Below are 11505 nucleotides of genomic sequence, written 5' to 3' on the forward strand. Positions count from 1 at the left end.
CCCGATCGGGGCCCTTGCCATATCCGCCGCTCCACGACGCCAGTGGCCTACTTTTGCTCCGCCACCCTGGCCTGGAATCCGACCGCCGTTGACACTGATTGCTATTTTAGGAATGCATTCCAGTTTCTTGCCCTCCGCAGGTTTCGCGATAACGTCGTGCACCGTGGAAGCCAGGTGCAGACGATCTTCGGCGGTGAGAATGGCTTTCTGATCCAGCGACGCCTCACGCTTGAAGGGAAGGATCGACGTCGGCAGAACCACACGCTTCCCGCTCCGCTCGCGACTTAGCCAGCCGGCGGATGTCGCCTGCTTCACTGCGCGCTGGATCGTCCGCGGGGATCTAGCGAGCGAAGCGCCTAGATAGCCCTCGGACATCAGGTCTTGACCGTTCTCGATGCGGTCAGCGATATCAAGCAGCACGACCTTGGCAAAACTATTCATGCTTCGATCGCGCGTCATTTGGCGCCGCCAGTGTTCCCATTCTTCCCAGGTTCCGATTGTCATCGTCCTGCTCCTGATCGCTGCGGCTCCGGCGAGATGCCGCTTGGCGCTGCGGAATGCGCACGCGGGAAGCGCAGGATCGGAGCGGGCGGCATCTCGCCGCTTTCCCGCGCCACAGCTCGGTCATAGCCAGCCAAGGGCTTTAGTCTGATCGCTTGCCAGCGCGGCAGCAACTTCCGCTTGTCCAGGAAATGGACGACCTTTTCGGGCGGCCGGCGCTCAGCCCATGCGAAGAGGTCGGATGCGATATCGGTCATGCCGATGCCCTCCGAGCGAGAATGGACAATGCGAGGTCGCGCGCTTCGGCGATGCCACCTCGGCAAGCCGACGCTCCAAATTTGGACGCAAAGTCGAGGATTTCAGCCAAGCGATCCGGCGGCACGACTTCCGCCAACCGGCGCCCCTCAGCAACATCACCACCACCGAGCAGCGAAAGGACACTCTTGGGGATCAGAAGATTGTCCTCTGCCCCCTGGAGATATCTGGATTCCTCGGTAGCCCTATATGAGGGTGTTTCTGTTGAGGGTGTATATAGGGTGTACGGGGGGTCCTGCATGACGGTCTGCCCGACATCCCCATGACGGTCTGCACGCTTCCTGGCTCGCCAGTCACTGTGCTTCTGCCGGCGCCGGCTGATGCGCTGCCGGCGCTGCTCCTCCAGTCCGGCCATCAGGGCCATGCCGGCCTTAAGATCGACCTTGTATTCGCTGGTCGACGCTCCGGAGCCCGGCTTTACGGTCCAATACCCAAGCTCCGCGAGCTTTTTCCGATTGGCTTTGCAGGTCGACTGACTGCCACAACTGGCCACCTCGGCTATGATCGCCTCATCGCTGATGATGGCGATGCCGGTTCCCTCGTTCATGTTGGCCAGAACCCTCGTGAACATGCGGTACTGCCCATCAGTCACGCGACGGTCGGCGCACATGCGCTTCTGGAGGTCGAGCTTCTGGCTGGTGAAGCTCTTGGAGGGTGGCTCGATCGGACCAGCCATGGTCAGGCCGCCGGCGCTTCGAAAAACCAAGCGTCGCTCCAGAATATCCGGCGCTTGCGGGCTTCCTCACGGATCATCGCGAGCTTGTCGCGCGTCGGCTCCTGCGCCCCCTTCTCCCATCGAGAGACGGTAGCTTGGCTGACACCAGCTATGACAGCGAACTTCGCCTGGTTCTCACGAAAGACGCCATTCCGGATATGAAACATTATGTTCATCATATTCCGATTAATGCATTACGGAATATTCCGATGCAAGCAATTTTATGCGTAAGAGGATTGCTTGGGACGAATTCCGTGAGTAGGCATTCCCTCATGAGCAAAGATCCAGAGACAATTCGACGCTTGCGCAAGCAGACCGGGCTGAACCAGGCCTTGCTTGCTGCGAACCTTGGCGTCTCTCAGGGCACCATCTCGCGATGGGAAACGGGACAGCTAGAGATCGATGACGAAGCGCTTCTAAAGCTCCAAAAACTGGCCGGCATATACCTCGGCGCCTCACGCCCGAATCTGCGTGATATCCCTGTAGTGGGGGCTGCCGCGTATAATGTCTGGACCGATACCCAAAAAAGGCCCGGCGGCGCCTGGTACAGTATTTCAATCCTTGTTCCTGATGAATGGATGCATCTCGAGCTTAGTGCTTATGAAGTTGCCGACACGTCAGCCAACTATCATGTCAACGCTGGTGGATTCGTTGTCGTCGCAGGCTTTGATGAGAATGAAATCTTGCCAAGGCCGGGAGATATCATGATTTTTACCGAAGAGGCGGAGGACGGTCGCTTCAATACGTCGATCCGGGAATACCTCAATCCACCAACCATTCCCGATTTTGATCCTCCGAAAGACAAAGTCCTACTATTCAACCCCACAAACGATCGAATGGGCTGGGATCTTGAAATTTCAACAGAGAGCATGGAAGAGGCCGCCCGGCAGCGCAGTTTAGAAGCTGCCGGCTTCGTCGGCTTGGTCATTGGCATCTTCAACGTCATGGCTAGCGAGCGCATTCCACCGCGCAAACCCCCCGAGGAGAACTCGCTTGTGTTGACCCGACGCACGCGTCGGGCCCCGCCGCCTCCGCCTTCAAAAAGGGTGTTGGAATAAAATTATTCCTTAGCGCATTATTTAGATTGAGATCGGAATTCAATTATGCGTAACTGCCTCCCGTCACAAGGAGACAGCTATGCCGAATCTCATGTCCGCGCCGAGGAAGGCATTGCCCAACGGCGTCGCTCGCACCCGGGCCGCCTGACTATGGCCCAGCAGACGATTGTCATCGACCCCAGCGACTATCTCGCCGAAGTTGACGTCGAAGGTCGTTGGCCGGTGCTGAAGGCCGGCGAGATCCGCCGCGCACGGAAGGCCGGTGTGATCGAATTCTTCGCCTTCGCCACCGGCCCTCGATACACACCCGACGCCGTCCAGGACTACATTGACCGCAAATACCGCAGGAAGCCGACATGGCCCGCAAACCAGCCCCAGCAGCCGCAGAGCCCGCCGGAGACGCCAGCGCAGTCGGCTGGGAGTTCGGCGGCTACTACCTCGACATCCCCCATCCCAATCGCGGTGGAATCTACTACGCCTGCCGGTATGACGCCGGAGCTCGCTCAGTCCGCCGCCGAAGCCTGCGCACAGAGATTGGCGAAGAGGCGAAGCAAGCACTCATCGCCCTCATCGCGGCAGCCCCGGCACGGGCGGCTGACGAGTGCCCTCACCCTGGTCAAGTCCTGACGGTGCATGTGATGGAGGCCTATCTCAACGGCCACGCCACCGGCATCGCCAGTGAAGGGCAAGCGACTCGCGCGGTGACGATCGTCACCGAATACCTGCGCGACGAAGCGAAGAACCTCGCCGCGCCCGTCTCGTTCTGGACGCCGTCGCGGCAACTTGATCTCGCTCGGTTCTGCAACAAGACCTACCGCCACAGCGCCACGACGATCGACCGTACCCTGAGCGTGCTCGGAGCGGCCATGAACGATGCGGCCGAGGTGAAGATGCGGCCCGATCCGCTAGGCGGGACCGTCGAAGGCGCTCTCGTCTCGCACTGCCCCAGGATCGTCTACCAGCGAACCCGAATCGCGAAGGATTTGAAGATTGCCCCTCCGAAGAAAGGGGGCTTCGTGCCGACGCTTCAGCAGATGGCAATGTTCATCGACGCCATCCAGACGAAGCATTTGCTGCGCTGGGCTATCATGGCGCTCAACACCTGGGCCCGCCCGGAGGCGATCACCGATTTTGATCCGGTCGTCCAATACGACCGAGGCACCGGCGCGGTAGACCTCAATCCGCCCGGCCGCATTCAGACCAACAAGCGGCGGGCGGTGATCATGGCTTCCCAAGGGCTGGCCGATTGGCTCGACGCCTGGCGCGAGGAAGATGCGCAGGCTTGGTTCAAGAAGCACGGCGAGCGCCCGAACCATCCTGTTTCGCTGCTGGTCTACAAGGGCGAGCGGGTCGGCACCGTGAAGAAGGCCGTCAAGCGAATCGCGGACGAGGCCGGCGTGCCCGATCTGACGCAGCGGACGATTCGCGCCTTCATGGCGACGCATGTCCGCAAGATGTGCCCCCGGGTGCCGCGGGAGCTGCGGTCGATCTGGCTCGGGCACACCGTCAGGGAAGGCTCGACGACGACGGAGCACTATGAGGCGTTCGACGCCGAGGTTCTGGCGGATGTCGCGCTGGCAACGGATTTCGTCATCACCGAACTGCAGAAGCTGACCTCAACCAAGCTGTTTGCTGTTGAAGTGCAGTTGAATGCCGGTGATCTGCGGAGGGTGGGGGCAACGCCCCGTCCCGCTAAGTCATTGCGAGACGGGGCTAAAAATGGTGGGCGCGACAGGGATCGAACCTGTGACCCCTACGATGTCAACGTAGTGCTCTCCCGCTGAGCTACGCGCCCGTCCGGCCCGGAGGCCTTCTGGAACGAGGCCGGCCCGGAGGCGACTTCGTTGCGAGTGAGGCGGCTATAACGAGTCGCGCGCCGCCTTGCAAGGCGCTTCGTCGGCTTGTCGCCAAGAAGCGTGTGACGCCCGCTCAGGCAGCCAGCAGCTTCTCGACCTCGGTCACCAATTCGCGCAGATGGAAGGGCTTCGACAGCACCTTGGCATCCTTCGGCGTCTGCGAATCCGGGTTCAGCGCGACAGCGGCAAAACCGGTGATGAACATCACCTTGATGTCGGGATCGAGTTCGGTGGCCCGTCTGGCGAGCTCGATGCCATCCATTTCAGGCATCACGATATCGGTCAGCAACAGCTCGAACGGCTCTTCGCGCAAACGATTATAGGCGGAAAGCCCGTTATCGAAGGAGGCGACGTCGTATCCGGCATTCTGCAGCGCCTTGACCAGGAAGCGGCGCATATCATTGTCGTCTTCGGCGAGGAGAATCTTCGTCATGGCGCCTGCATCGTCCGTCTTGTTGCGCTGACGCGCGCCGGGCGCAGCCTCCGGCCACACCTGATTCGCTCGCCTCGTCATTCCCTGAAACCGGGCCGGCCGTCCCGCCGCCCCGGACCGCGCCGACCCCAGCCGGCGCCAGCGGCTCTACCACCGGCGAGCGCCTTCCAGGTTCATGCGCCCTTATTAGCGCCCAGTACAGTAAACAAGCGATGAACGGCAGCGATTCTCGCCGTCGCCGGCAGCCGGCTTCAACCCCGGCCCGCTTTGTGCTTCAGTCGTTTGAAATGACCGTGCCCACTGAACATTTTCCGCCGCATCCTGAAAGCGTGATCGCCGAGATCGAGCGCCCGTTCACGCTCCATCAGCCTGCCCTGCAGGTGGTGCCCGTGGTCGTCGACGTTCCCCATGCCGGACGGCATTATCCCGCCGCCTTCGTCGAGAGCTCGCGCCTGCCACTGCGTTCGCTGCGGCGCTCGGAGGACGCCTATGTCGACCTGCTCTTCCGGCACGCCGTCGCCCTCGGCGCGCCGCTGCTCGTCGCCGAGTTTCCCCGGGCCTTCCTCGACCTAAACCGCGAGCCCTTCGAGCTCGACCCGCGCATGTTCGAGGGCCGCCTGCCCGGCTTCGCCAACACCCGCTCGCTGCGCGTCGCCGGCGGCCTCGGCACGATCCCGCGCATTGTCGGCGATGCGCACGAGATCTATCCGGGTCGGATCCCGGTCGAGGTCGCGCTGACACGGATCGAGGAGCTCTACCGGCCCTATCACGCCGGCCTGCGTCATCTGGTGAACCGCACCCGGTCCGCCTTCGGCACCTGCGTGCTGGTCGATGCGCATTCCATGCCCTCGACCGGGCTCGACCGCGATGGCCTCGCCAAGGCGGACGTCATCCTCGGCGACCGCTTCGGCACCAGCGCCGCCGGCTTCGTCGTCGAAGCCGCGGAGGAGGCCTTCCGCCGTGCCGGCCTCAAGGTCACCCGCAACCGCCCCTATGCCGGCGGCTTCATCACCGAGCATTACGGCGCACCCGGCAGCGGCGTGCATGCGCTGCAGATCGAGATCAACCGCGCGCTCTACATGGACGAGACGACGCTCGAGCCGAATGCCGGCTTCACCGCCCTGCAACAGGTGATCAGTGCCACCATGGCGGAATGCTTTGCGCGCTGGAGCGGCTGGCTCGGCGATTGGCGACAGGCGGCGGAATAGCCGCCTCTCCGGCGACTCGGCAAGAAAAAGGGCCGCTCACTGGCGTGGCGGCCCAAGTCTAGGGAGGAAACGCCCAAGGAGGGCAACGAAGGTTTGAGGTCATCTCCCCTTCGCAGTGCACAATAGACGCTGCATCGCAAAAACGCAAGCCCGCCGATGAAACGTGCCGCAGGCATGCAACAGACACAGATCGGCGCGGGCGACGCAGGCGGCTTGTCTTCCGGCCGGACGGAACGCATGAAGGACCCAGGCGGCGACCGGCCCCGCAGCAACGGCCGGACAGCGAGACGAGGAAGAGGCGATGAGCGCGGTCGATTTCACGGAGTTCGTCGCCGGGCTCGCCACCTCGTCCGGCCAGGCGATCCTGCCCTTCTTCCGTTCCATGCACACGACCGAGGACAAATCGGCCGGCGGCAATTTCGATCCCGTCACCGAGGCCGATCGCGCCGGCGAGGCGACGATGCGCAATCTGATCAAGCGCAGCTTCCCTGAGCATGGCGTGCTCGGGGAGGAGTTCGGCACCGAGAATGCCGATGCCGAATATGTCTGGGTGCTCGATCCGATCGACGGCACCCGCGCCTTCATCTCCGGAATTCCGGTCTGGGGCACGCTGATCGGCCTGACCCGCAAGGGCGTGCCGGTCTACGGCATGATGAACCAGCCCTTCACCGGCGAGCGCTTCTCCGGCGACGGCCGCAAGGCCCGCTATGAAGGCCAGGGCGGCCCGCGTGAACTGCATACCCGCGCGACCGCGACGCTCGCCGAGGCGACGCTGATGACCACGAGCCCCCACCTCTTCGCCGGCACCGAGAAAGAGGCCTATGGCCGCGTCGAGAGCGCCGTGCGCCTCTCCCGCTATGGCTGCGACTGCTATGCCTACTGCATGCTCGCCGCCGGCCATGTCGATCTGGTGATCGAAAGCGGGCTGAAGCCCTATGACATCGTCGCGCTGATCCCGATCATCGAGGGCGCCGGCGGCATCGTCACCTCATGGACCGGCGGCAGCGCCGCCCAGGGCGGGACCATCCTCGCCGCCGGCAACAAGGCCCTGCACCAGGCCGCGCTCGAGCTGCTCGCCGGCTGACGCCGCCGCTTCCAGCCGCTCGCCGGGGACGAAGGCATCGAAGGCTGCCCAGAACTGGGCCCGGATCGCGTCGCTTTCCATCAGGATCTCGTGACGGGCCGTCGGCAGCACCAGCGCCGAGCCGGTCTTGAGCCTGGCGGCGAAACGCTCGATCGCCGGCGTCGAGACGACCGGATCACGCCCCGCGGCGATCACCAGCGTCGGCACCCGCACCTCGAGCGGCGCGCGTGGCGCGGCGAGCCGGTCCATCAGTTCGAAGGCGGTCCGAATCCAGCCGACGCTGGGATCGCCGATGGCGAGCTCACGCGCTGCGGCGGAGAGCGCCGCATTGCGGGCATAGCGCACCGGATCGCCCGTCAGCCGGTTGCCCTCGAACGGCTTGGTGCCGATCGCCGTTTCACCGCCGCCCGGCACGAAGGCCTTGCCGAAGCCGAGCCAGTAGAGCGCGGAAGCCAGAAGCCTTGCCGCACGCGGGCGCCCGATCATGGCGATGCCGAGCATCGGCGCCAGCGCGACCAGCCTTGCGACCGGCAGGGCCTGCCGCCTTGCCGCGTCGAGGCAGAGCGCTGCCCCCATCGAATGCGCCAGAGCGAAATAGGGGGCCGGCAGCCGCTCCTGCATCTCGGCGGTGGCGAGAGCCAGGTCGCGCTCATACTCCCTCAGGCGCCCGACATGGCCGCGGCGCGGCCGGTCGGTGAAGCGCTGCGAACCGCCCTGGCCACGCCAGTCGAAGGCGATGACATGGAAACCGCGCCGGCGCAGCTCGGCGATGGTCTCGCTATAACGTTCGATGAACTCGGCCCGCCCCTGCGCGATCAGCACCGTGCCCCGAGCCGGCCTGACGGTCGGATGCCAGCTGGCGAGGCGTAGCCGCGCGCCATCCGCGGTCGGAGCGAACCAGACCTTGCCATGGCCGGGAACGGGGTAGCCGGCGTCGTGGAAGAATTCGGCTTCGGCCATCGGCACGTCCAGCTGGCGGATAAGCTGCTTATGCCCCTCTCGCAGGGGTCTTGAAAAGCCCGAAACCCTCCCCCAGATCAGTCATGCGCAGGCCGGAACCGGCTGCGCGAGACTGCAACCGAGGCCCGCGCTCATGGCGAGGCGGGCTGAACACTCTGTCGCTTCCTCTGGAGGACAATCATGCGTTCCTACGATCTTTCCCCGCTCTATCGCTCGACCGTCGGCTTCGACCGCCTGTTCTCGCTGCTCGACCAGGCCACCAGCGTCGACAATGCGCCGACCTATCCGCCCTATAATATCGAGCGCACCGCCGATAACGCCTATCGCATCTCGATCGCCGTCGCCGGCTTCGCCGAGGCCGACCTTTCCATCGAGAGCAAGGAGAACGCTCTCACCGTCCGCGGCGAGAAGAAGACCGCCGAAGGTGCCGAGAAGCGCGAGGTCCTGCATCAGGGCATCGCCGCCCGTGCCTTCGAGCGCCGCTTCCAGCTCGCCGACTATGTCCAGGTGACCGGCGCCAGCCTCGAGAACGGCCTGCTCCATATCGACCTCGTCCGCGAGATTCCCGAAGCCAAGAAACCGCGCCTGATTCCGATCGGTGCGCAGGGCGCCAAGGTGATCGAGGCCAAGGTCGCGACCAAGCAGGCGGCGTAACCGCCGCACGGCGCGAACTGCGCCCGCCAGAAACCAGAAGGCCTCCCCGGGAAGCCGGGGAGGCCTTTTTCTATGCGGAGCTGGAGCATTTTCGAGCGAAGTAGGCACCGGTTCGCGTGAAGAAAATGCGATAAAACAACTAGAGCATTTCGCGTTTCAGAAAACCGCTGAGATGCTCTGGCCCTGCAGAGCGCCCCGCCGGCCCCTCAGTTCAGCGGCGCGACCGGCACCATGTCCGATTTCGGCGCCTCCGCCTTGGTCCCCTCGATCCGCACCGGAGGCACTGTGGTGTCGGGCACCAGGATTCCGCTCGGATGGGCACGAGCCAGCGGCGGCGCCAGCTCCGGCCCGTCGGCATTGCGGACATCCTGGGGATTGACCAGCGTCGGCTTGCCGATCTCCTTGGGTGCCACGGCAGGCACGGCGAGCGGCTTTGCCGGCACCGCCGCCGGGGCGGGAGGAGCGGCGGGCGAAGGCGGCGCCACGGTCGCCGGAGCGCTCGCCTCGGCGGGCGGCTTCAATTCGGCCGGACGCGGCGGCGGGCGCGGAATCAGCCGCTGCGCCGGCCGTTCGATCTGCGGATCGAGCCGGGCGGTGCGCATTGGCGCCCCGAGCACGATCCTATCGATCAGCTCGCCGCTATAGCGATCGAGGATCAGGCGGACCCTTGCACCATCGCGGCCGGTGCCGTCGACGACATAGGAGGAACGCGTCGCGATCGTGCGGTCGACCCTGACGAGTCCGAATTCGCGGGCCGCGACCCGCCCGATCGCGCGCTGCGGGATCGGCGCGGGCGGCAGCGGCGCATAATCATAGCGCCGCTCATAGCCGTAATCGCGCTCATAGCCCCGGCCGTAATAGGCGTAGCCGCCACCGTAATCATCGATCTGAGCCAGCGCCGGGCCGGCCGCAGCCAGGGTCGTGGCAGCGATGGCCAGCCCAGCGAGACGGCGGCGCAAATCCTGCGAGCCACGCTCCGGCGTAGTGAAGAATGCCATGGTCCTGTCCTTGTACGGCAGAATCTCAGGCTTCAGTTCTCGGTAAGGATTACGGCGTGCTTGCGGCACGAATTCGGTCGCAATCCAGTGATTCCCGGGTTTTTCAAGCCTCGGCGATGATCGCCAGCAGCTGCTCGACCTCGTCCGGCCTCGTCGCGAAGGAGCAGACGAAACGACCGATCGTTTCGCCGGGCGCCAGCCCCTCTCCTTCCGGCAGCGCCCCATCCGCCCAGTCCAGGAACTGCACGCCGCGCGTCCTGAGCTGGTCGCGGCGCGCCGCCGGCAGGATCGCGAAGACCTCGTTGGCCTCGCTGGGCCAGGCGAGCCGGATGCTTCCAAGCGCCGCGATGCCGGCGGCCAGCTTGTCGGCCATGGCGTTGGCATGGCCGGCGAGGTCGAGCCAGTGCCCGTCGGCCAGCAGGCCTTCGAACTGGGCGCCAATAAGCCGGCCCTTCGACAGGGTATGGCCGGCGCGCTTGCGACGCCAGGGCATCTCGGCCGCAGCTTTTGGCTCGAAGAAAACCACCGCCTCGGCCGCCAGGGCGCCGTTCTTGGTGCCGCCGAAGGAGAGCACGTCGACGCCCGCCTTCCAGGTGAGTTCGGCCGGCGAGCAGCCAAGGCGCGCAACAGCGTTGGCGAAGCGCGCGCCGTCCATGTGCAGCTTCAGCCCGCGCGGCGTGATCGCCGCCTTCAGCGCCGCGATCTCGTCCGGCCGATAGACCAGCCCGCATTCGGTCGCCTGGGTGATCGACAGGAGCTGCGGCTGCACCTGGTGCAACGAGTCCGGCCGCATGCGCGAAAGCTGGTCCGCGACGACGTCCGGCGCGAGCTTGCAGCCATCGCCCGGCAGGCCGACGATCTTGGCCCCGCCGCTGAAGAATTCCGGCGCCCCGCATTCATCGGCGGCGACATGCGCCTCGTGATGGCAGAGCACCGCCCCCCAGGGCTGGACCAGACTCGCCAGCGCCAGCGCGTTCGCCGCCGTGCCCGACGTGACCAGGAAGACCGCAACCTCGCGCTCGAACAGATCGGCGAACAGCGCCTCGACCCGCTTCGTCCAGGCGTCGTTGCCATAGGCCGCGGCGAACCCGTCATTGGCAGCCAGCATCGCCTGCAGGACCGGAGCACTCGCCCCGGCGAGATTGTCGCTGATGAAGTTCATGGCACCGTCTCGCGAAAGCAGCTTCGCAGCTTTTGTCGGGGATCGTCCCGGACTGCGCTACCGCTTGCACGCTGCACGGCCATGCCACCCTCGCAGTTCACGACGAAGCCACAGGAACAACTTCCGGGCTGGCCCAAGCCGACCAATGATGTGAAAATGTCGAAGCGCTCACGCAATTAGCAATAAAATTTCGATGCAGTGCAAAATCGCCGCTTGTGCCCAGATTGGAATTCTGGCAAGTTCGAGACGTTAGGACAGTGATGCTGTCCCATTTTTCAGCGAGCGGCGACCGGCGAGCTTGGCCGGCTGACCGCCAAATGATGGAGCGGAGCATGACGGAAGGCATGGCCAATATCGCCGAAGCCATCCGCGCGCGCGCCGCCCGTAAAACGTCGGCCTGACCAGGCGCGACTGGGCCTAGCAGCCTGCGCGCCTGCGAAGGGCGCAGGCGCGGGACTACAAGGCGCAAGCGACCTTCGAAAACGAGACGAAGCCGGCCCGTTCCTCGCCAAGGCGAGCAGGGCGGACCGGCCGAGGCACGGAACCGTGTGAAACCTTGAC

The 11505-nt window shown here is 64.7% G+C and carries 15 protein-coding genes and 1 tRNA gene; 6 read left to right on the forward strand and 10 right to left on the reverse strand.

The features are described 5' to 3' along the window. From ACWGRX_RS23715 to ACWGRX_RS23730, 4 genes are all read right to left on the reverse strand, one after another. Window positions 1-504 (reverse strand): hypothetical protein (locus tag ACWGRX_RS23715; protein WP_452119576.1); only part of this gene is annotated, 504 nt, incomplete at its 3' end. Then, window positions 501-758 (reverse strand): hypothetical protein, encoded by a 258-nt coding sequence (locus ACWGRX_RS23720; protein ID WP_452119577.1) that lies wholly within the window; start codon window positions 756-758, stop codon window positions 501-503. The genes ACWGRX_RS23720 and ACWGRX_RS23715, both read right to left, overlap by 4 nt. Then, window positions 755-1492, reverse strand: coding sequence for a hypothetical protein (locus ACWGRX_RS23725; protein ID WP_452119578.1), 738 nt, complete (start codon window positions 1490-1492; stop codon window positions 755-757). Before ACWGRX_RS23725 ends, ACWGRX_RS23720 begins: the two co-directional genes overlap by 4 nt. A 2-nt stretch (window positions 1493-1494) precedes the next feature. After that, window positions 1495-1710: a helix-turn-helix domain-containing protein gene (locus tag ACWGRX_RS23730; protein ID WP_452119579.1), complete on the reverse strand. Its 216-nt coding sequence runs from the start codon at window positions 1708-1710 to the stop codon at window positions 1495-1497. On the opposite strand from ACWGRX_RS23730, the gene ACWGRX_RS23735 reads away from it, so the two are divergent. Then, complete coding sequence (locus ACWGRX_RS23735; RefSeq protein WP_452119580.1) at window positions 1627-2589, forward strand: helix-turn-helix domain-containing protein; 963 nt, start codon at window positions 1627-1629, stop codon at window positions 2587-2589. The genes ACWGRX_RS23730 and ACWGRX_RS23735 overlap by 84 nt on opposite strands. Window positions 2590-2634: 45 nt before the next feature. Continuing rightward, window positions 2635-3216, forward strand: coding sequence for a hypothetical protein (locus ACWGRX_RS23740; RefSeq protein ID WP_452119581.1), 582 nt, complete (start codon window positions 2635-2637; stop codon window positions 3214-3216). A 278-nt stretch (window positions 3217-3494) separates the two neighbouring features. Here ACWGRX_RS23740 and ACWGRX_RS23745 read toward each other — a convergent pair whose 3' ends face one another. From ACWGRX_RS23745 to cpdR, 3 genes are all read right to left on the reverse strand, one after another. Then, window positions 3495-4034, reverse strand: a complete 540-nt coding sequence (locus ACWGRX_RS23745; protein WP_452119582.1) for a hypothetical protein — start codon at window positions 4032-4034, stop codon at window positions 3495-3497. Window positions 4035-4309: 275 nt separating this feature from the next. Next, window positions 4310-4384 (reverse strand) — tRNA-Val (locus ACWGRX_RS23750). A 134-nt stretch (window positions 4385-4518) separates the two neighbouring features. After that, window positions 4519-4878 (reverse strand): cell cycle two-component system response regulator CpdR, encoded by a 360-nt coding sequence (gene cpdR / locus ACWGRX_RS23755; protein ID WP_291638577.1) that lies wholly within the window; start codon window positions 4876-4878, stop codon window positions 4519-4521. Between the two features lie 293 nt (window positions 4879-5171). Between cpdR and ACWGRX_RS23760 the strand changes: the two genes are divergently transcribed. Continuing rightward, complete coding sequence (locus ACWGRX_RS23760) at window positions 5172-6086, forward strand: N-formylglutamate amidohydrolase (protein WP_452119583.1); 915 nt, start codon at window positions 5172-5174, stop codon at window positions 6084-6086. Window positions 6087-6387: 301 nt separating this feature from the next. Beyond that, window positions 6388-7170: a histidinol-phosphatase gene (hisN, locus tag ACWGRX_RS23765; protein ID WP_452119584.1), complete on the forward strand. Its 783-nt coding sequence runs from the start codon at window positions 6388-6390 to the stop codon at window positions 7168-7170. Here the strand turns inward: hisN and ACWGRX_RS23770 are convergent. Then, window positions 7075-8130, reverse strand: a complete 1056-nt coding sequence (locus ACWGRX_RS23770; RefSeq protein ID WP_452119585.1) for an alpha/beta fold hydrolase — start codon at window positions 8128-8130, stop codon at window positions 7075-7077. The genes hisN and ACWGRX_RS23770 overlap by 96 nt on opposite strands. A gap of 180 nt (window positions 8131-8310) precedes the next feature. Here ACWGRX_RS23770 and ACWGRX_RS23775 point away from each other — a divergent pair, with 180 nt between their 5' ends. Next, a complete protein-coding gene (locus ACWGRX_RS23775; protein WP_291638580.1) occupies window positions 8311-8784 on the forward strand; it encodes an Hsp20 family protein in 474 nt (157 codons plus the stop codon). 206 nt (window positions 8785-8990) lie between these two features. Here ACWGRX_RS23775 and ACWGRX_RS23780 read toward each other — a convergent pair whose 3' ends face one another. Both ACWGRX_RS23780 and ACWGRX_RS23785 read right to left on the reverse strand, forming a co-directional pair. Next, entirely contained in the window at window positions 8991-9782 is a 792-nt protein-coding gene (locus ACWGRX_RS23780) for a hypothetical protein (protein ID WP_452119586.1), read from the reverse strand. 103 nt (window positions 9783-9885) lie between these two features. Continuing rightward, entirely contained in the window at window positions 9886-10944 is a 1059-nt protein-coding gene (locus ACWGRX_RS23785; RefSeq protein WP_452119587.1) for a threonine aldolase family protein, read from the reverse strand. 260 nt (window positions 10945-11204) lie between these two features. Here ACWGRX_RS23785 and ACWGRX_RS23790 point away from each other — a divergent pair, with 260 nt between their 5' ends. Then, window positions 11205-11345 carry a hypothetical protein gene (locus tag ACWGRX_RS23790; protein WP_452119588.1) on the forward strand — a complete coding sequence of 47 codons (141 nt, stop codon included), beginning with the start codon at window positions 11205-11207 and terminating at the stop codon, window positions 11343-11345. The last annotated feature ends 160 nt before the right edge of the window (window positions 11346-11505 follow it).

This window comes from Allobosea sp. NPDC055594 (assembly GCF_053618995.1).

Bases quoted from the DNA above. Each gene is read 5' to 3' on its own strand.
- cpdR (WP_291638577.1), bottom strand. From the start codon at position 4,878: ATGACGAAGATTCTCCTCGCCGAAGACGACAATGATATGCGCCGCTTC.
- ACWGRX_RS23775 (WP_291638580.1), top strand. From the start codon at position 8,311: ATGCGTTCCTACGATCTTTCCCCGCTCTATCGCTCGACCGTCGGCTTC.
- ACWGRX_RS23740 (WP_452119581.1), top strand. From the start codon at position 2,635: ATGCGTAACTGCCTCCCGTCACAAGGAGACAGCTATGCCGAATCTCAT.
- ACWGRX_RS23725 (WP_452119578.1), bottom strand. From the start codon at position 1,492: ATGGCTGGTCCGATCGAGCCACCCTCCAAGAGCTTCACCAGCCAGAAG.
- ACWGRX_RS23785 (WP_452119587.1), bottom strand. From the start codon at position 10,944: ATGAACTTCATCAGCGACAATCTCGCCGGGGCGAGTGCTCCGGTCCTG.
- ACWGRX_RS23780 (WP_452119586.1), bottom strand. From the start codon at position 9,782: ATGGCATTCTTCACTACGCCGGAGCGTGGCTCGCAGGATTTGCGCCGC.
- ACWGRX_RS23770 (WP_452119585.1), bottom strand. From the start codon at position 8,130: ATGGCCGAAGCCGAATTCTTCCACGACGCCGGCTACCCCGTTCCCGGC.
- ACWGRX_RS23720 (WP_452119577.1), bottom strand. From the start codon at position 758: ATGACCGATATCGCATCCGACCTCTTCGCATGGGCTGAGCGCCGGCCG.
- ACWGRX_RS23730 (WP_452119579.1), bottom strand. From the start codon at position 1,710: ATGATGAACATAATGTTTCATATCCGGAATGGCGTCTTTCGTGAGAAC.
- ACWGRX_RS23745 (WP_452119582.1), bottom strand. From the start codon at position 4,034: ATGCGTCGCCATGAAGGCGCGAATCGTCCGCTGCGTCAGATCGGGCAC.
- ACWGRX_RS23790 (WP_452119588.1), top strand. From the start codon at position 11,205: ATGCTGTCCCATTTTTCAGCGAGCGGCGACCGGCGAGCTTGGCCGGCT.
- hisN (WP_452119584.1), top strand. From the start codon at position 6,388: ATGAGCGCGGTCGATTTCACGGAGTTCGTCGCCGGGCTCGCCACCTCG.